The organism is Roseomonas sp. E05 (genome assembly GCF_030063475.1).
Lineage (GTDB): Bacteria > Pseudomonadota > Alphaproteobacteria > Acetobacterales > Acetobacteraceae > Pseudoroseomonas.
In genome coordinates this window covers 51,768-70,918 of sequence record NZ_JASIRT010000001.1, presented here as the reverse complement: position 1 = coordinate 70,918, position 19,151 = coordinate 51,768, and the positions used below count along the sequence as shown (strand labels likewise).

Here is a 19,151-nt window from a genome sequence, read left to right as displayed (position 1 = left end):
AACCAGTTGTTTTGTAGAAAGACATTCGCCGCAGCAGCGGCCTGGCGGCGGACAAACGTGACGGGGCTGTTCCGGTTTCGGCTGGCCGGGGCGTGCCGCCGGGGTCGTATCCCCGGCACTCCCGCATTACATTCGTTGGGAACCACGACAGTGTGCCCGGCGGGAGGCGCCCTTCCGCGGGCCGACCACAGGAAATGTACCCCTATGTCTGATGCGGTGCGGCTGACGCGCCTTCCGAATGGCCTGACGATCGTTTCCGAGACCATGCCCCGGGTGGAGACGGTCTCCATCGGCGCCTATGTCCATGCCGGCACGCGGGACGAGACGGTGGCCGAGAACGGCGCCTCGCACTTCCTCGAGCACATGGCCTTCAAGGGCACGGAGAAGCGCGACGCCGCCGCCATCGCCCGCGAGATCGAGAATGTCGGCGGGCACCTGAACGCCTACACGGCGCGCGAGCAGACCGCCTACTACGCCAAGGTGCTGAAGGAGGACATGCCGCTGGCCTCCGACATCCTCGGCGACATCCTGACGCATTCCAGCTTCGTGCCCGAGGAGCTGGAGCGTGAGCGCGGCGTCATCCTGCAGGAGATCGGCCAGGCGAACGACACGCCGGACGACATCGTCTTCGACCACTTCCAGGCCACCGCCTTCCCCGACCAGCCGATGGGCCGCCCGACGCTCGGCACCGAGGCCAGCATCGGCGGCATGGGCCGCGAGGTGCTGACCGGCTACATGCGCCGCCACTACGGCCCGAGCCGCATGGTGGTGGCGGCCGCCGGCGCGCTGGAGCACGACAACCTGGTCGATCTGGTGAAGCGCCACTTCGCCGATCTGCCGGCGGTCAATCAGACCCCCGCCGAACCGGCCCGCTACGGCGGCGGCGAGTTCCGCGAGGAGCGCGACCTCGACCAGGTGCATGTGGTGCTCGGTTTCGAGGGGCCGGCGGTGGCGACGCCGCTGCATTACCCGGCCATGCTGCTCTCCACCCTGCTCGGCGGCGGCATGTCCTCCCGCCTGTTCCAGGAGATCCGTGAGCGGCGCGGGCTGGTCTATTCGATCTACTCCTTCGCCCAGCCCTTCCGAGATGGCGGGCTTTTCGCCATCTATGCCGGCACCGGCGAGCAGCAGGCGGCCGAACTGGTCCCCGTCGCGCTCGAGGAGCTGCGCCGCGTGCAGCATGACGTGACGGAGGATGAGCTGAACCGCGCCAAGGCGCAGCTTCGCGCCTCGGTGCTGATGTCGCTCGAATCCACCGGCAGCCGCTGCGAGCAGCTTGCCCGGCAGATCCAGGTGCATGGCCGCGTCATCCCCGTCGAGGAGACCAAGGCGAGGATCGCCGCGGTGACGGTGGAGCAGGTGCAGCAGGCGGCGGCGCAGATCTTCCGCTCGCGCCCGACGCTCGCCGCGCTCGGCCCGGCCGGCAAGGTGCCCTCCCTCCCCACCATCGCGGAGAAGCTCGCGGCATGAACCGGCTGGAGCGTCTGGAATCCCTCGTGGCCGCCGCCCGCGCGGCCGGTGCCGATGCGGCCGACGCGCTGCTTGCCACCGGCACGGCCCTCTCCGTGCAGCGGCGGCTGGGCAAGGTGGAGCATCTGGAACGCTCCGAGGGGATGGATCTCGGCCTGCGCGTCTTCATCGGCCAGCGGCAGGCCATCGTCTCCACCACCGATCCGGACCCGAAGGGCTTCACTGCTCTGGCGGAGCGCGCCGTGGCCATGGCGCGCTCGGTGCCGGAGGACCGCTTCGGCGGCCTCGGCGAGTTCCGCCCGCTCCAGCCGCAGGACCTCGACCTGGAGGACAGCGCCGAGCCGGATGCCGAGGCGCTGATCGCCCGCGCCGCCGCCGCCGAGGAAGCGGCCCTCGCCGTCTCCGGCGTGACCAACAGCGAGGGGGCCGAGGCCGGCTTCTCCCGCACCGCCATCGCCCTGGCCGCCTCCAACGGCTTCGCCGGGGAATATGCCCGCAGCGGACACTCGATCTCCGTCACCGCGCTGGCCGGCAGCGGCACCGGCATGGAGCGGGACTACGACTACAGCAGCGCCGTCCACCTCGCGGACCTGGAGGATGCGGCGGAACTGGGGCGCCGGGCCGGCGAGCGGGCCATCGCGCGGCTGAACCCCACCCGGCCGAAGACCGGAAAGCGGACGGTGGTCTATGATCCGCGCGTGGCCGGCTCGCTGGCCGGCCACCTGGCCGGGGCGCTGAATGGTGCCTCCGTTGCGCGCGGCACCTCCTTCCTGCGCGACAAGATGGGCCAGCAGGTGCTCGCGCGCGGCCTCAGCCTGCGCGACGACCCGCTGCGCCGCCGCGGCCTGCGCTCCCGCCCCTTTGACGGGGAAGGGATGCCTGGTCAGCCGCTCGCCCTGGTCGAGGACGGCGTCCTGCACCACTGGGTGCTCGACTGGCGCAGCGCCCGGCAACTCGGCCTCGTCTCCAACGGGCATGGCAGCCGCGGCATCTCCTCGCCGCCCTCGCCCTCCACCACCAATCTCTGGCTGGATGGCGGCACCCTGCCACCCGCCGAGCTGATGGCGGATATCAAGGAGGGCATCTACGTCACCGAGATGATCGGCTCCGGTGTCAACGGCGTCACCGGCGACTACAGCCGCGGCGCCGCCGGCTTCATGATCCGCGACGGCGCGCTGGCCGAGGCGGTGAGCGGCATCACCATCGCCGGCAACCTGAAGGACATGTTCCTCAACATGGCCGCCGCCAACGACCTGCGCTTCCGCCGCGGCACCGACGCGCCGACGCTGCGGGTCGAAGGCATGACCATCGCAGGGGCCTGAAGGAAAGGCCGGGGGAAGGAATTCCCCCGGACCCCCATCTTCTTTCTGCTCGTTGGCGGTTACGCCGCCCGCACCTGCGCGATGAAGCTGCGCACCTCCCCGCTGAGCTGCTCGGACTGGCGCGACAGCTCGCCCGAGGCCGTCAGCACCTCGCCCGCCGCCGCGCCGGTGTTGCCGGCGCCCTCGCTCACCGCCGCGATGTTCTCCGTCACCGCGCCCGTGGCCTGCGCCGTCTCGGCCACGGTGCGGGCAATCTCGGCCGTCGCCGCGCCCTGCTGCTCCACCGCCGAGGCGATGGTGACGGTGATGCTGCTCACCGCGTCGATCGTGCCGGTGATCGCCTGGATGTCGTTTACCGCCTGCTGGGTCGCCGCCTGGATCTGCGTGATCTGGCTGCGGATCTCCTCCGTCGCCTTGGCGGTCTGGGCGGCCAGCGACTTCACCTCGGAGGCCACCACGGCGAAGCCCTTGCCGGCCTCGCCGGCCCGCGCCGCCTCGATGGTCGCGTTCAGCGCCAGCAGGTTGGTCTGCCCGGCGATGTCGTTGATCAGCCCGACCACCTCGCCGATGCGCGTGGCGCTTTCGGCCAGCGCGCGCACGGTGGCATCGGTGCGCTGGGCGTCCTGCACGGCGCGCGCGGTCACGCCGGTGGCCTGTGCCACCTGCCGGCTGATCTCGCCGATCGAGGCCGTCAGCTCCTCGGCCGCGGTGGCCACGGTCTGCACCCCGCCGCCCGCCTGTCGCGCCGCCGACAGCACGGCGTCCGACTGCTGGCCGGTCTGGCTGGCGATGCCGGACATGGAGCGGGCAGTCGATTCCAGCTCCGTCGAGGCCGCGGCGAGCATGCCGACCATGTCCCCCACCTTCTGCTCGAACTGCCCGACCAGCTCGCCGAGCCGGGTGGCGCGGCGCTCCTTCGCGGCCCGCTCCGCCTCCTGCGTGGCGGCGAGGGCGTCGGCCTGCTGCAGGCCGCTCCGGCACTCGTCCAGCGCCTGGGCCATGCCGCCGATCTCATCCTCGCGCCCCTGGCCCGGCAGATCGAAGGCATAGTCGCGGCGCGCCACGCGGCGCAGCGCCTCGGAAAGGCGCACCACGTCACGGGTGATGTTGCGGTCCAGCCACAGCGCGGCGCCAAGCCCGGCCAGCAGCGCCAGCAGCACGGAGATGCCGGTGCCCAGCAGTGCCTGCTGATAGGCGGCGTCGGCCCGGCCACCCGCCGCGGCGACGCCGCGCTCGTTCAGCTTGATCAGCTCGTCCAGGGTGGCGAGCACCTTGCGCATGGACATGGCCGAGCTGGTGTTGAACGCCTGCAGGGCCTCCGCCCCGGTTGTGGCCAGCAGCGGCCGGGTCAGTTCTCCATAGGCGCGGTACTCGGCCTGGAAGCGCTCGAAAACCTGCCGCTCCTCGGAAGAGGAGATCAGTGGGATGTAGGCGGCGATGGCCTCCGCCACGTTCCGTTCCATGGAGGCGATATCCGCCTCGATCGGGCGCCGCTCCTGCGGGTCGGCGGTCGCCATCAGGCGGGCGGCGCGGGTGCGCTCGCGCGAGACCATGAGCTGGATGTCGCCCAGCCGCTTGACCGATGGCAGCCAGTTCTCCCGGATGTTGAGCATGCTGGCGTTGAGCTGCCGGAGCTGCGTCGCCCCGTAGATGCCGTTGCCGAGCGAGATCACCAGCAGGATGCCGAAGGCGGCCAGCATCTTGCTGCGGATGTTCAGGCGGTTGAGGAAGCCTCCCATGGCCCCGCTCCTCTCGTGGAAAGCGGCATCAGGACCCAGGCGCCTTTCCAGGGGATTGAGAGCGTCACGGGAAGGCAGCAATATCACGAAAACGTGATAATCGTAACGGCCTGCGCGCTGGCGTCTAGGTGGCGGCGAAGGGCGCGAAGGCCTCGGCCAGCCGTTCGTAGATCGGGCGCCGGAAGGCGATGACGACGCGTGGCACCTCCTCCAGCCGCTCCCAGCGCCAGGCGTTGAACTCCGGATGCGGGTCGAGGTCCAGCCGGATGTCGGAATCCGCTCCCCGGAACCGCAGGGCGAACCACTTCTGTGTCTGGCCGCGGTACCTGCCGCCCAGTGCGGTGCCCACCAGCTCCGCCGGCAGGTCATAGTGCAGCCATTCCGGCACTTCGCCGATGATCTCGGCCTTGTCGGTACCGATCTCCTCGCGCAGCTCGCGCAGCACGGCCGCACGCGGGTCCTCGCCCTCGTCCAGCCCGCCCTGCGGAAGCTGCCAGGCGTCCTGCGCCACGTCGGCGCGGCGGGCGATCAGCACCCGGCCCTGGTCGTTGAACAGCACGGCGCCGACATTGCGGCGATAGGGAAGCTCAGGCATCGGTCATCTCACGGCAGCGGAAGCACCGCCATCCTGCGGCGGCTGGACCACCGCGCTCAAGGGGGCGAGAACCAGCCCCTCGGCCGCCAGCCCCTCCGCCCAGGCGGCGATCCGGTCCACCAGCAGAGGCGCCGGCTCACCCGCCAGCCCGACGGCGCTGCCCTGCTCGCGGGCGAGACGCTCCAGCAGGCCCAGGCGGTGCTCCAGCTCGCCCCGGGTCAGCGGCTCATCCAGCACCAGGTCGGCGGTGGCGCCCCAGGCCGCGGCGGGGCTGGGGGCATGCAGCCGCGGGTCCAGATAGAACAGGCCGCGCCGGCGCAGCTCGGCCTGCAGGGCCTCCAGCTGGTCGGTTTCGGCGGCGAAGCGCTCGCCGCGCTCCCCGCCGAGCGCCCCGACCGCCCCGGCATAGCCGGCGAAGCGCCCGAGGGCACGGAACAGCCGGTCACGGTTTTGCTCCCAGGTCAGGCCGGCGCTCAGCAGGGCCTCGGCGGGCTCGGCCGCGGCCGCTTCCAGCGGCAACGCCAGCACCACCTCCATGCCGCGCCGCCGCGCCTGCTCCAGCAGCAGGTCGGAACGCGGTCCCTGCGGGTTGAAGGCCAGGGTGACGGCGGGCGGCAGCCGGCGGATGGCCTCCGCCGAGCGGGCGGCGGAGTTCCCCAGCCCACCGACCACCAGCGCGATGCGGGGACGCCTATCCCCGGCGTCAAAGGGCCTGGCATAGGCCTGGCGTGGCTCGCGCCCCTCCGGGCCGATGTGGGGCAACGGACCGAAGGGGGAGGACTCCAGCAGCGCCGGGTCGGGTGGCGCGATCGGGGTGGCGCTGTCCTGCCCGGCGGCGGCGGCAGGCAGAGGCGGCGGCGGCGGCGCCTCCGGGGGGGCCAGGGGGGGGGCTGCCGGCTCCGGCAGCGGAGCCAGCGGCGCGGCGGTCAGGCCGGATTCCGGCGTGAGCCCCATTTCGGCCGGCGGCGGGATGGCGGCCGATGGGGTGACGGCAGGCGGCGCGGGTTCCGCAGGCGGGGGTGGAGTGGCGGCCTCCGGGGCCGGCAGTGCCGCCGGGGCCTCCGCCATCAGGGGGGGCGCGGCCGGCGCGGGCTGCGGCGGCCCGAGACCGTCCAGCAGCAGCACCGTGCCGACTGCGCCGGCGGCCACCAGCGCCCAGAAGGCTCCCAGGGCGCGCCAGGCACGGCGCGCGTGGCGCTGACCCGTCATTGGTCCCGCCCCGGTGACTGCGGCCTTGCTCAGTCGGCGCTCAGCGGGCGGCCCGGCGCTGCGGCTCGGCCGCCGACCAGGCCCGCAGCAGCGTGGCCGCCTGCTGCAGCTGGAAGTCGGTCTCCGGCTTGGTCGGGTCGAAGGCCGGGGCGCCCTCGGGTGGCAGGCGGGAGACCTTGTCGGTCACGCCCGCCGGCAGCTTCAGTGGCGGCAGGGGGGCCACCTCGTGGGTGCCGTTGTCGTTGCTCAGCGCGCCGCGCAGGTCGGCCTCGCGGTCGCGCAGCGGCGCCTTGTCTTCCTGCCGGGTCGCCAGCACCTCGATGTCGGGCGTGATGCCGAGCCCCTGGATGGAGCGGCCGGAGGGCGTGTAGTAGCGCGCCGTGGTCAGCCGGATGGCGCCGTTGCCGGGGATCGGGATGACGGTCTGCACGCTGCCCTTGCCGAAGGACTTGGTGCCGAGCACGATGGCGCGGCGATGGTCCTGCAGCGCGCCGGCGACGATCTCGCTGGCCGAGGCGCTGCCGCCGTTCACCAGCACCACCACCCGCTCGCCGCTGGTGATGTCGCCGGGCTTGGCGTTCCAGCGCTGCGAGTCATCCGGACGCCGGGCGCGGGTGGAGACGATCTCGCCCTGCTCCAGGAAGTCGTCCGAGACCTGCACGGCCTGGTCGAGCAGCCCGCCCGGGTTGTTGCGCAGGTCGAGGATCAGGCCCTTGAGGGTGCCGCCGGCCTGCTTGCGCATGGTGCTGACGGCGTTGCGCAGCGCGTTCTCGGTCTGGTCGTTGAAGGAGGCGAGGCGGACATAGCCGACATCGTTCCCCTCCAGGCGGAAGCGCGCCACCTGCGGCCGGATCACGTCGCGGGTCAGGGACAGCTCGATCGGCGTATCGGCGCCCGGGCGGCGGATGGTCAGCTTGATGCTGCTGCCGCGCTCGCCGCGCATCTGCTCGACCGCCTCCTGCAGGGTGAGGCCCTGCACGGACTTGCCGTTGAGGTGGGTGATGAGGTCGCCCGGCTTGACGCCCGCCCGCGCCGCGGGGGTGTCGTCGATCGGGCTGATCACCTTCACGTAGCCGCCTTCCTGGCTGACCTCGATGCCGAGGCCGCCGAACTCGCCGCGGGTCTGCACCTGCATGTCGCGGAAGGAGCGGGCGTTCATGTAGCTGCTGTGCGGGTCGAGCCCCTGCAGCATGCCGTTGATCGCGTTCTCGATCGCGTCCCGGTCGTTGACCGGCTCGACATACTCGTTCCGCACGCGCCCGAACACGTCAGCAAACAGGTCGAGCAGGCGGTAGGTCTCGGCGTTCTTGCCGGTTTCCTGGGCGACGGCGGAGACCACCGGCGGCATGACCACCGGGCCCAGCACCGTGCCGGCAAGGAACGCGGCCCCGACCACGCCCGCCATGCGCATTCCAGACTTCATGCGGCGACCTCTCATTCGGTCAGCTATCCTTTCGCAGCGGCAAGGCCCGCCGCTTCCGATGGCACCCTAGAGCCTTTTCGGGCGGAAGGGGCAAGCTGAAACCTTTTTCGACAATTCACCCTGGCCCCTAACCCCGGGCCCGAGTCAGCTCCTGACCCGGAACCAGCCCTTCGGATCGACCGGCTTCCCGTCGCGGCGCAACTCCACATAGAGTGCGGCGCGGCCATTCTCTCCTCCGTCGCCCAACTGCCCGACGGCCTCGCCGGCCAGCACCCGTGCGCCCAGCTCCGCATCCAGCCGCTCCAGGCCGGCCAGGACGAAATGGTACCCTCGGCCGCAATCCACAATCAACAGCTGGCCGTAGGAGCGGAAGGGACCGGCGAAGGCGATGCTGCCGCCGCAGGGGCTGACCACCCGCGCGCCGGGCGGCGCCGCATAGGTCAGGCCGCGCGCCGGTCCGCCGGCGCCGCTGTCGCCGAAGTCGCGGGCGATGCGGCCGGCCACGGGCACCGCCCGGCCGCCCTGCGGCACCGGCACCACGGGGGCGATGCTGGCCCGCTGCCGAGGCTCCGCCTCCGTCTGCCCGCGCGCCGCCTGGGTCCGTGCCGCGGCGGCCTCCGCCTCGCGCTCGGCCCGCACCTTCGCCTCGGCTTCCGCCTTGGCGCGCGCCTGCTCCAGCCGCTCCAGCATGTCGCGCAGGTCGGAGGCATGGGCGGCGGTGGAGGCGGCCTGCTGCGCAGCCGCCATGCGCTCCTGCTCCAGGGCGGTGTGGCGGCTGCGGGCCTCGGCCAGGGAGGCCTCCACGGCGGCGGCGGCGGCCCGCACCTCGGCCCGCGCCTGGTCCAGCTCCGCCGCCTCGGCCTCGGCCCGGCGGGTGGCCTCGGCGGCGACCGCCTGGGCCTGGCGCAGCGCCTCGGCTTCCGCCGAGAGATGGCGCATCAGGCTGCGCAGCACCAGCACGCCGCGCAGCGTCGTCTCCGGGTCGCCCGGCACGGCCAGCAGGGTCTCGGACGGCCATTGCTGCAAGCGGCGCATCAATGGCAGCAGCGGCGCCATGGCCTCCGCGCGACGGCCGAGATCCACCAGCGCCGCATCGCGGATGGCGGCCGCCTCCTTGGCCCGCCTGGCGGCGGCATCGGCGGCGGCATCGGCGGCCACGGCGCGGCGGCCGGCGGCGGCGCGCTGCTCGGCCAGCTGCTCCTCGGTCCGGGCGGCCTCATGCGCGGCGCGCTCCGCCTCGGCGGCGGCTTCCTTCGCGGCGCGGGCGGCCACCTCCGCCTCCCGCAGCGAGCGGCGGGTGGGCGGCGGCGCCTCGCCCAGCGCCGGTGCCTGGGCGAGCGGCAGCAGCAGTGCCAGCAGTGCCAGCAAGGCCCAGGGCCGCAGGGCAGGGGGCTGGGCGGCGCGCGCGACGCAGCGGCGCGGCCGCCAGGGCGGCATCAGTCGCCCTTCCGCAGCAGGCTCCGCCCGGTCATCGCGGCGGGCTGCTCCAGGCCCAGCAGCGCCAGCAGGGTGGGCGCCACGTCGGCCAGCCGGCCTTCCTGCAGCGCCGCCCCCTGCGGGCCGCCCATCAGCAGGACCGGCACCGGGTTGGTGGTGTGGGCGGTATGCGGACCGCCGGTCACCGGGTCCTTCATCAGCTCGGCATTGCCGTGGTCGGCGGTAACGATCAGCGCGCCGCCCTGCGCCCGCACCGCCTCGGCGATGCGGCCCAGGCCGGTGTCCACCGCCTCGCAGGCCTTGATGGCGGCGGGCAGGCTGCCGGTATGGCCGACCATGTCGGCATTGGCGAAGTTCAGCACGATCATGTCGAACTTGCCGGTGCCGATCGCCGCCACCGCCTTCTCGGTCAGCTCGGGGGCGGACATCTCGGGCTGCAGGTCGTAGGTGGCGACCTTGGGGGAGGGCACCATGATGCGCTCCTCGCCGGGGAAGGGGGTCTCCTCGCCGCCGTTCAGGAAGTAGGTGACGTGCGGGTACTTCTCCGTCTCGGCCATGCGGAGCTGCTTCAGCCCGGCGGCGGAGACCACGGCGCCGAGGATGTCCTTCATCGTTTCCGCGCCGAACAGCGCGGTGAGATGCGCGTTCAGCTCGGTGGAGTATTCCGTCATGCCGGCGGCGCCGGCGAAGCGCGGGCGGCGCGGCGGGGTGAAGCCGTCGAAGCCGGGGTCGAGCAGGGCGGCGAGGATCTGCCGCACACGGTCGGCGCGGAAGTTGAAGCAGAGCAGGCCGTCGCCGTCGCGCATGCCGGCATAGTCGCCGATGACGGTGGCGGGAATGAACTCGTCGGTCCTGCCGGCCTTGTGCGCGGCCTCGATGGCGGCGGCGGCGCTGTCGGCATGCCCGCCCTTCGCCTCCACCATGGCGTCATAGGCCTGGCGCACGCGCTCCCAGCGCTTGTCGCGGTCCATGGCGAAGTAGCGGCCGATGACGGTGGCGATGCGCGCGCCCTGCGGCAGCTCCGGCTCGAAATTCGCCAGATAACCGGGGCTGGCCTCGGGCGGGGTGTCGCGGCCGTCGGTCCAGGCGTGCACGGCGACGGGGATGCCGGCCTCGGCGAAGACTTTTGCCAGCGCGAGGCCGTGGTCCTGATGGCTGTGCACGCCGCCCGGCGAGAGCAGGCCCATCAGGTGCAGCGTGCCGCCGCTCGCCTTCAGCCTGTCGATCAGCCCGGTCACCGCTGGCAGGCTGGCGATGGAGCCGTCCCGCACCGCCTTGCCGATGCGCGGCAGGTCCTGCATCACGACGCGGCCGGCGCCGAGATTGAGGTGGCCCACCTCGGAATTGCCCATCTGCCCCTCGGGCAGGCCGACATCCTCGCCGCAGGTGTGCAGGAAGCTGTGCGGGCACTCGGCCCAGAGCCGGCCGAAATTCGGCGTGCGGGCCTGGCGGACGGCGTTGTCGGCCTCCTCCTCGCGCCAGCCCCAGCCATCGAGGATGACGAGCATCACGGGCTTGGGACGGGGCATGGGCATTCTCCGGCGCTGGCTAAGGGAGGCAAGGGATAGCGCCGGAGGGGGCGGCTTGCCCAGGGGGAGCGAGGTTGGGGTGGGGATGGGTGTGCCACTCATCCCCGCTGTCGTCCCGATCAGGAGAAGAGGTAGTCGCCGTCCGCGAGGCTGCTCACGCCGGAGAGGGTGAAGCTGGTGGTTTCGCCATCGGCGGCGGTGACGGTCCAGAGGCCGCCCTGATGCGTCAGGCTGGCGCCGTCGCCGAAGCCCTGGAGCTGCAGCTGGTCGCCCTCCGTGGCGGAGAAGTCGGTGATGGTGTCGCCGCCCTCGCCCATGGCGACGACGAAGGTGTCGGCGCCGCCGCCACCGGTCAGCAGGTCGGCGCCGCCGGCGCCATTGATCGTGTTGGGCGAGGCATTGCCGGTGATGCGGTTGTCCAGCGCATTGCCGGTGGCGGCGGTCCAGGAGGTGCCGGTGATGACGAGGTTCTCGACGTTGTCCGGCAGGGTGTAGCTGGAGAGCCAGGTCTGCACGGTGTCGGTGCCGGCGCCGGTGTTCTCCACGACGGTGTCGCTGGCGGAATAGATGACGTAGGTGTCGTCGCCGAGGCCGCCCGCCATGGTGTCGCCGCCGCCGACCGACTTGTAGCCGTCATTGCCGGAGGTGCCGGTCCAGCTCTCGGTGGCGCTGGTGCCGTAGAACCAACGGCTCGGATCGGCACTGGCCGCCAGGGTGGCCGGATCGGTTGTCGTGCTCGCCGCGACGGTGGCGTCGGCCGTGCTTGCATCGGCCGTCGCGGCGGTGGAGGCCGTGGTGCTCGCCGCCATGACGCTGGCGGAGCCCGTGAAGCTGTAGGTGCCGTCCGCGAGGCTGCTCACGCCGGAGAGGGTGAAGCTGGTGGTTTCGCCATCGGCGGCGGTGACGGTCCAGAGGCCGCCCTGATGCGTCAGGCTGGCGCCGTCGCCGAAGCCCTGGAGCTGCAGCTGGTCGCCCTCCGTGGCGGAGAAGTCGGTGATGGTGTCGCCGCCCTCGCCCACGGCGATGACGAAGGTATCGGCGCCGCCACCACCGGTCAGCAGGTCGGCGCCGCCGGCGCCATTGATCGTGTTGGGCGAAGCATTGCCGGTGATGCGGTTGTCCAGCGCATTGCCGGTGGCGGCGGTCCAGGAGGTGCCGGTGATGACGAGGTTCTCGACGTTGTCCGGCAGGGTGTAGCTGGAGAGCCAGGTCTGCACGGTGTCGGTGCCGGCGCCGGTGTTCTCCACGACGGTGTCGCTGGCGGAATAGATGACGTAGGTGTCGTCGCCGAGGCCGCCCGCCATGGTGTCGCCGCCGCCGACCGACTTGTAGCCGTCATTGCCGGAGGTGCCGGTCCAGCTCTCGGTGGCGCTGGTGCCGTAGAACCAACGGCTCGGATCGGCACTGGCCGCCAGGGTGGCCGGATCGGTTGTCGTGCTCGCCGCGACGATGGCGTCGGCCGTGGTGGTGTCGGTCGTGGTGTCCGTCGTGGCTGCGGTGTCGCTCGTGCTGTCGGCCACCACGGCGGTGGTGTCGGCCGTGGTGCCGGAGGCGGGCGTGTCGTCGCTCGTCTCGCCACTGCCGGCGAAAAGCTCCTGATAGGCCGCGCCGCTATCGGCGTTGGAACCGTCCGACAGCTTGCCCTCGTAGGCGGCGTCGGAGTCCCAATAGGACTGATAGACGACGTCGTGGCTGTCGAACCACTCGTTCACCAGCTCGATGTATTCCGCCGCGTTGTCGGTGCTGACGCCCCATTCGGAATAGGCGGTCGGCTTGCCGTGCGCGGCGGCGAAGTCCTCCAGCCACTGCAGGCCGTATTCGCGGTAGGCCATGTCCTCGAAGGCGGCCACCGGGTCGGTGCCGCTGTATTCCGTCTTCCAGTAGAAATCCATGCCGATGATGTCGACATAGTCGTCGCCGGGATAGGCGGTGGAAGGGTCCATGCCGCCGGAGGCGGCGTCCACGCACCACTCGAAGACGAAACGGTCCGAGACGCTGCGGAAGGTGTCCACGAACTGGCGGTAGGCCTCGATATAGGCTTCCTCGTTCCCCTCGGCGGACCAGGCGAACCAGTCGCCGTTGAACTCCCAGCCCGTGCGAATGTAGATCGGCCCATCGCCGTCGGTGCTGCTGGCCAGCGTCTCGGCGACGCTGCGGTAGTAGTCGTTGTAGGCGCCGGTCGCGGCCGTCGCGAGGCTCGCCGAGCCGTCATCCACGATCAGCGGGACGGACCAGAGCAGGTCGGCATCCACGCCGCTCCAGAGCGTGTTGATCATCCAGGAGGCGCTGCTGGTGAAGTCGGTCCAGCTGGCGCTGCCCACCACGGCATGGACCAGATCAACGTCGCTGCCGAGCCAGGATTCGAACTCATCGACGGCTTCGGCGTCGTTGCCGACGTATACGCCCAGTAGAGTCATCATCTCACCTGCGTTTATCTTGCAGGGATTCACTAAAAAGTGATTATCAACCGGATGTTAACGCAGAATGGATTCGCAGATACCGGAAATCCGTTTTGATCTGACTGGTGGGAAAAAAACCCATACTATGGGATGTTGTCGCCCTCTGAGAGCAGGCGGAAGGGCGCCTTCCAGAAGGAGGAGTGCCGCCGCACCGGCGCGGCCTCTGAGCGTCCGTCTCCAGACCTGAAGCCGGCGCCGGATCGCGCAGCGCGGGCGCCAGGCGAGGCGCAGGCGGAGGGAGAGTGTGGGACGTACTCTGGCGGCAAGAGGGCGGAGCGGGCGTTTCGGGTCCGGGCGCGTCCGCCGCCTTTCGGAGGCGTGGCGCGGTGGCCAGCCCAGAGCGGGGAATGATGGGCCGCCTCGCGCGGCCGGGTGGCCCTGGTGGGACCCACGGCCTGATGCGGCTGCAGGATTAGACCCGGGTCCGCAACAGCAGGGCTGAGCGGGTCGTTCCCAACTGCCGGATCAACCCGGATGGCGAGGCGGGCCCGTGCGCGTGGCCGGGCGGAGACGGCCCAGGCCGCAGCTTGCCCCCGCGGCTGGGCCAGAAGGGCCTGCGCGCCGTGCCGAGAACGATCCGGCGCGCCTGTCGGGGTCTGGGGTGGTTCAACCACCCCAGCGGGGGTTCCGGGGGCGGCGCCCCCGGGACGGCGTCAGGCCGGAAGTTTCAGCGCCGCCGCCTCGGGCAGGTAGCGCGGCGTGTACATCGTGCTCGCCTCGAGCCCGGCCGTGAGGTTGAAGGCGTCGCGGATGGTGTCGATCGCCGCCTGGACCTGGCTTTCCGGCAGGTTGCCGAAGCCGCCCGAGAGCACCTGCGGCGTGCGGATGAAGGCGAAGTTGGCGAGCATGCGCGCCTTTTCGAGGTCCTTCGGCGCGGTGGCGTCGCGCTTCGCCAGGGAAGCGATGGCGGCGTCCGGGTCCTTCCAGGCCTCGGCATGGCCGCGGGCGATGGCGCGGATCATGCCGGTGACGAGTTTCGGATGCGCCTCGGCATAGGGGCGCTTCACCAGCAGCGCGGTGGAGAGCAGCGCCACCCCGGCATCGGAATAGCGCATCGAGACGATGTTCTCCTGCGGCACGTTCAGCGCGCGCAGGCTGAACACGCCGGAGACCTCGAAGCCGGTGATGGCATCGGCCTCGCCGCGCGCCAGCATCGGCTCGCGCAGTTGCGGCGTGACGGTGAGCCAGCTGATCCTGTTGAGGTCGATGCCGGTGGCCTTGGCGAAGGCGGGGAAGAGCTGCCGCCCGGCATCCGTCTCCGGCGCGGCCAGCTTCCTGCCTTCCAGGTCCTTGGGCTTGCTGATGCCGGTCTTCTTCAGCGTCATCACCGCGAGCGGGCTGCCCTGCTGGATGACGAAGGGGGAGAAGATGTCGGCGCCCGGGGTGGCCAGCCGCAGCCGGATGGCGGGCGAGAGATCGGCGATGCCGAAATCATAGGCACCGCTGGCCACCTTCACCGGCGTGTCACCGGAGCCGAAGCCGCGGTCCACCGTGACGTCGAGCCCTTCCTCGCGGAAGAAGCCGCGGTCGGCGGCGAGCAGATAGGGCGCCTGCGGGCCCTGGAAGGCCCAGTCCAGGCAGAACTTCACCGGCGTCAGGGCGGCCTGCCCGCGCGCCAGGCGGGGCGCGGCGAGCAGGCTGGCGGCGGAGCCGAGCATGAGGCTGCGGCGGGTGGCGAGCATGCGGATCTCCCGGTTCCGCGCCGGGCGCCTGTCGCGCGCCGGCGTCGGAACGGTCCAAGCAACCCGCATGCCGGGGGTCAGGCCTTCTTCACGCCCCAGAACAGCGGGAAGGGCGCCTTCACCACGCCGGAGAGCTTGGCCCGCCAGGCCGTGTGGCCGAGGAAGAAGCCGGTGGGCAGGTAGGTGACGTTGTCCATCGACTCGCGGTTGAGGTCGTCGATGATCCTCTTCTCGGCGGCGAGGTCGGGCGCCTCGTACCAGTCGGCGATCAGCGCCTCGGCCTTGGCGTCGCTCGGCCAGCCGAACCAGGCCTTGTCGCCGCTGGCGGAGATGCCCTTGTAGGGCGCCGGGTTGATGCAATCCACGCCGCTGTGCCAGCTGAAGAAGATATTCCAGCCGCCCTCGGAGACCGGCTTCTTGCTGGTGCGGCGGGAGCCGACGGTGCCCCAGTCGAGCGACTGGTAGTCCACGTTCACGCCGATCCGCTTCAGCATGTCGGCGGTGACGTCGCCCTGCACCTTGGTGGTCGGCACGTCGGCGGCCACCAGCATCACCACCTTCTCGCCGTTGTAGCCGGCCTGCTTCAGCATCTCGCGCGCCTTGTCGTACTGGCGCGGACCCTTCAGCCGCTCGCCGCCCGCCTCGGTGTAGAGCGGGGTGCCCGGCGTGAAGAAGCCGGGCAGCGTCTTCCAGAGGGATTCGTCGTCGCCCACCAGGGCGCGCATGTAGTCCTCCTGGCTGGCCGCCAGCTGCAGCGCCTGGCGGGCCAGGACGTTGTCGAAGGGCGGCAGCAGGTGGTTGATCCGCATGGCGCCGATATTGCCCAGGGGGTCGGCGATCTCGACCGTCACGCCGCGGTTGGTCTTCAGCACCGGCACGAGATCGGCGATCGGGTTCTCCCACCAGTCCACCTCGCCGTTCTGCAGCGCGCCGAGGGCGGTGGCGGGGTCGGGCATGGTGATCCACTCGATGCGATCCACCAGCATCCGCTTGCCGCCGGCCAGCCAGTCCGGCGCCTCGTCGCGCGGCTGGTAGTCGGCGAACTTCTCGAAAACGGCGCGCGAGCCGGCCATCCACTCGTCGCGCTTGAAGCGCATCGGGCCGGAGCCGACGTACTCCTTGATCTGGGTATAGGAGTCGGTGCTGGCGATCCGCTCCGGCATGATCACCAGCAGCGGCGTGTTGCTCTTGCCCAGCGCGTAGAGCAGCTTCGGGAAGGGCTGCTTCAGGCGGAAGCGGAAGTTGCGGTCGTCCACCGCCTCCAGCGCCTCCAGCCGGGCCTGGATCATCTGGCCCATGCCGTCGCGCGGCATCCAGCGCTTGATGCTGGCCACCACATCGGCGCTGCGCACCGGCTCGCCGTCATGGAACTTCAGGCCGGGGCGCAGGCGGAAGCTCCAGGTGAGGCCGTCGGCGCTGGTCTCGTGGCCCTCGCACATCTGCGGCTTCGGCTGCAGGTCGGCGCCAAGGCCGTAGAGCATGTCGAAGACCAGCAGGCTGGCGTTGCGCACCACGAGCTGGGTGCCGGCGACGGCGTCCAGGTTGGGCAGGTCGGCCTGCGGGACGAAGCGCAGCACGCCCGAATCCTGTGCGCGTGCCAGGCGCGGCGCGGCGAGGAGGCCGCCGGCCAGGGCGGCCCCGGTGGAGAGCAGGAAATCGCGACGTTGCATGCAGGCTTCCTTCCAGAGGCACGGAGCGCGGCGGCTCCTGCAAAGGGAAGCGGCGGCATACTCCATTTCGGCGGGAAGTGCACAGCGCCATGGCTTATTTCCTGCGCTGACGGGCCATGGAAGCCCGCTTTTTCAGCAAATGCACAACTCATGAGCGATTTGATGCGCGTGGGATGAAGGGAAGGTCGGAGCGCGCCAGCGCCGGGAGCAGGAAAGCCGTGCTCTCAAGGTTCTGCATCAGCATCCGGGCATGAAAAAAGCGCGGCTCGCGCCGCGCTTTCCACGTCCTTCCGGCCGCCCGGCTCAGCCGGTCTGCTGGATGGCCGAAAGCTTCCAGGCCTCGCCCGGGCTGTTGCGCCGGAAGGTCCAGAGCTCGGTCGTCACCTCGCGCCGTTGCGCATCGCCCTCCACCACGCGGTCCTGCGCGTCATAGGTGACGTCGATCAGGCTGAAGCGCATGGCGACGGTGGCGAACTCGGTGCCGCCCTCGCGCCAGGCCTCGGCCAGGTCGCCCTGCTCCAGCCGCACGTCGCGCGTCTCGTTGCGCCAGCCACGGGCGGCGAGGTCGCGCAGATCCTGGGCAAAGAAGCCCATCATCTCCGGCGTCGCCAGCCGGGCGAGACCCGCCTCGTCGCGCCGCGACCAGGCGGCGTTCACCTCCCGCAGCAGGGACTCGAAGGCGCGGAAGTCGCTGTCGCCGACTGCCACGGGGGCGGAGGCGGCGCCGCCCGCCATCGGCCGGCTGCCCATCGGCTGCGCCATGCGGTGCAGCCCGCGTGGATTCGGTCCACGCGGATTCGGCCCGCCGGCCATGGCGTGCTGCCGGCCGCGGAAGAAGCTGAGGGCGAAGCGCACCAGCAGCACGATCAGCGCGATCTGCAGCAGCAGGCCGATCAGCCCGCCGAAGCCATGGATGCCGCCGAACAGTCCGTTGCCGAACAGCAGCCCACCGAGGCCGACACCGATCAGGCCGCCCAGCAGCGCGCCGCCGAAGCCGCCGAACATCCCGCTGCGGCCCGGTACGGTGCTCGCCGCGCCGGGGACGGTGCCGCCAGGGCGGGTGGGCTGCTGGAGGGTGCGATCCATCGGCCGCGCCGCGTCCGGCGCGGTGCGGGTGACGGGGGGCGGGGAGAAGGTGCGGCTGCCCCGGCTGCCGAAGCTGCCGCGGCCGCCACCCGGGCGGGCTTCCGCCAGGGCCGGGCCCAGCACCAGGGCGAAGGCGGCGAGGGCTGCCAGCAACCTGGCCTTTCCACGCATGGGGAGAATCCTCCGGTCTTGGTTCATCGTCCCATCATATGGGGATTACGGGGTCGTAATCCATGCCGCCTGGGGCGGTTGCGCGCGCCACCGGAAGCGGTGGCCAAAGCCGCGCAAATGCCGCAGAAGACCGCCCTTCGCTAGGGGAGGATGAAAGGCTTGGCGCAGCGGCAATGGCAATGGCGGCTGGAGGCGCTTCTGGTGCGCGCGGCGCTCGGCTTCTCCCGCTGGCTGGGGCCGCGCCGCGCTTCGGCGCTGGGCGGCGCGGTGGCGCGGACGGTCGGGCCCTGGCTGCCGGTTTCGCGCATCGGCCGGCGCAACCTGGAACTGGCCTTCCCCGAACGCGATGCCGCCTGGCGGGAGACGGTGCTGCGTGGCGCCTGGGACAATCTGGGCCGCACCATGATGGAACTGCCGCACCTGCCGCGGCTGCCCGAGTCGGCGGAAGGGCCGGGCTGGGAACTGGTCGGGCGGGAGAACCTGCCGCCGGGGGAACGGCAGCTGATCTTCGTCTCGGCGCATCTGGCCAACTGGGAAACCCTGCCGGTTGTGGCGGAGCGGGTGGGCCTGCGGATGGGAAGCCTCTATCGCGCGCCGGACAACCCCCTGGTGGACGCGGCACTGAAGCAGATGCGCAAGGGTGGGGCAGAGCTGCCGCTGTTTCCGAAAGGCGCGCGCGGCGCCCGGCAGGCGCTGCGCCACCTTGCCGGCGGCGAGGCCCTGGGCCTGCTGGTGGACCAGAAGCTGAACGAGGGGCTTGAGCTGCCCTTTCTCGGCCAGCCGGCGATGACCACCTCGGCGCCGGCCGAACTCGCCCTGCGCTTCCGCTGCCCTCTGATCCCGACGCGGGTCGAGCGCATGGGACCCTGCCGCTTCCGCGTCGTGCTGGAACCGCCGCTGTCCCTGCCGCAGAGTGGCGACAACGCGGCGGATGCGCGCGCCCTGACCATGGCGGTGAACGCCCGTATCGAGGCCTGGGTGCGCGCCCGGCCGCAGGAATGGCTCTGGCTGCACCGCCGCTTCGCGCGCGCCGCCTACCGGCGCGACCGGGCCGGCTGAGCCGGGGCGCTATTCCACCACCAGCAGCGCGCCGGCGGCGTAGAGCTGCTCGCGCAGGCCGGGCAGCGGCGCCAGCACCACCACCCCGGGCGAGGATTGGCGCCAGCGCGTGAGGCCGGCGCGGCGCAGCGCCGCGCTGGCGGAACCGGCATCCTCGAACAGGGCGATCACGGGGGCCTCGATGCTGCCCCTGGTGGGCAGCGTCTCGGACGACCGGGAAGGGCGGAGGGAGGAGCCGGAAGGCGACGTCATGCGCCGCCCTATGCCCACAGGACCCTTACCGGATCATGAACATGGTGC

General features: G+C 71.6%; 14 protein-coding genes. 3 read left to right on the top strand and 11 right to left on the bottom strand.

Translation table 11 applies throughout. The features are described from left to right. The first annotated feature begins 204 nt into the window (after nt 1-204). Nucleotides 205-1,470, top strand: coding sequence for a pitrilysin family protein (locus QMO56_RS00340; RefSeq protein WP_283523025.1), 1,266 nt, complete (start codon nt 205-207; stop codon nt 1,468-1,470). Then, nucleotides 1,467-2,792, top strand: a complete 1,326-nt coding sequence (locus QMO56_RS00335) for a TldD/PmbA family protein (protein ID WP_283523024.1) — start codon at nt 1,467-1,469, stop codon at nt 2,790-2,792. The genes QMO56_RS00340 and QMO56_RS00335 overlap by 4 nt, the downstream gene beginning before the upstream one ends. 59 nt (nt 2,793-2,851) lie before the next feature. Here the strand turns inward: QMO56_RS00335 and QMO56_RS00330 are convergent, their stop codons facing one another. From QMO56_RS00330 to QMO56_RS00285, 10 genes are all read right to left on the bottom strand, one after another. Continuing rightward, the gene (locus tag QMO56_RS00330; protein WP_283523023.1) at nt 2,852-4,531 is read right to left on the bottom strand and encodes a methyl-accepting chemotaxis protein; all 1,680 of its coding nucleotides are present in this window, start codon (nt 4,529-4,531) and stop codon (nt 2,852-2,854) included. Nucleotides 4,532-4,655: 124 nt separating this feature from the next. Further along, the gene (locus QMO56_RS00325) at nt 4,656-5,126 is read right to left on the bottom strand and encodes an RNA pyrophosphohydrolase (protein WP_283523022.1); all 471 of its coding nucleotides are present in this window, start codon (nt 5,124-5,126) and stop codon (nt 4,656-4,658) included. A gap of 3 nt (nt 5,127-5,129) precedes the next feature. Continuing rightward, complete coding sequence (locus QMO56_RS00320; RefSeq protein ID WP_283523021.1) at nt 5,130-6,335, bottom strand: divergent polysaccharide deacetylase family protein; 1,206 nt, start codon at nt 6,333-6,335, stop codon at nt 5,130-5,132. 40 nt (nt 6,336-6,375) lie between these two features. Next, nucleotides 6,376-7,758 carry a S41 family peptidase gene (locus QMO56_RS00315; RefSeq protein WP_283523020.1) on the bottom strand — a complete coding sequence of 461 codons (1,383 nt, stop codon included), beginning with the start codon at nt 7,756-7,758 and terminating at the stop codon, nt 6,376-6,378. A 144-nt stretch (nt 7,759-7,902) separates the two neighbouring features. After that, entirely contained in the window at nt 7,903-9,195 is a 1,293-nt protein-coding gene (locus QMO56_RS00310) for a murein hydrolase activator EnvC (RefSeq protein ID WP_283523019.1), read from the bottom strand. Then, nucleotides 9,195-10,730 (bottom strand): 2,3-bisphosphoglycerate-independent phosphoglycerate mutase, encoded by a 1,536-nt coding sequence (gene gpmI / locus QMO56_RS00305; RefSeq protein ID WP_408906489.1) that lies wholly within the window; start codon nt 10,728-10,730, stop codon nt 9,195-9,197. The genes QMO56_RS00310 and gpmI overlap by 1 nt, the downstream gene beginning before the upstream one ends. 113 nt (nt 10,731-10,843) lie before the next feature. Continuing rightward, nucleotides 10,844-13,144 (bottom strand): glycosyl hydrolase, encoded by a 2,301-nt coding sequence (locus QMO56_RS00300; protein ID WP_283523017.1) that lies wholly within the window; start codon nt 13,142-13,144, stop codon nt 10,844-10,846. Between the two features lie 692 nt (nt 13,145-13,836). Next, on the bottom strand, nt 13,837-14,865 hold the full coding sequence (locus tag QMO56_RS00295) for an ABC transporter substrate-binding protein (RefSeq protein WP_283523016.1): 1,029 nt from the start codon (nt 14,863-14,865) through the stop codon (nt 13,837-13,839). A gap of 77 nt (nt 14,866-14,942) precedes the next feature. After that, nucleotides 14,943-16,535, bottom strand: a complete 1,593-nt coding sequence (locus QMO56_RS00290) for an ABC transporter substrate-binding protein (protein WP_283523015.1) — start codon at nt 16,533-16,535, stop codon at nt 14,943-14,945. A gap of 303 nt (nt 16,536-16,838) precedes the next feature. Continuing rightward, entirely contained in the window at nt 16,839-17,792 is a 954-nt protein-coding gene (locus QMO56_RS00285; protein WP_283523014.1) for a TIM44-like domain-containing protein, read from the bottom strand. 159 nt (nt 17,793-17,951) lie between these two features. Between QMO56_RS00285 and QMO56_RS00280 the strand changes: the two genes are divergently transcribed. Further along, nucleotides 17,952-18,851 (top strand): lysophospholipid acyltransferase family protein, encoded by a 900-nt coding sequence (locus QMO56_RS00280; protein ID WP_283523013.1) that lies wholly within the window; start codon nt 17,952-17,954, stop codon nt 18,849-18,851. Between the two features lie 9 nt (nt 18,852-18,860). Here the strand turns inward: QMO56_RS00280 and QMO56_RS00275 are convergent, their stop codons facing one another. Continuing rightward, nucleotides 18,861-19,103: a hypothetical protein gene (locus QMO56_RS00275; RefSeq protein WP_283523012.1), complete on the bottom strand. Its 243-nt coding sequence runs from the start codon at nt 19,101-19,103 to the stop codon at nt 18,861-18,863. Nucleotides 19,104-19,151: the final 48 nt, after the last annotated feature.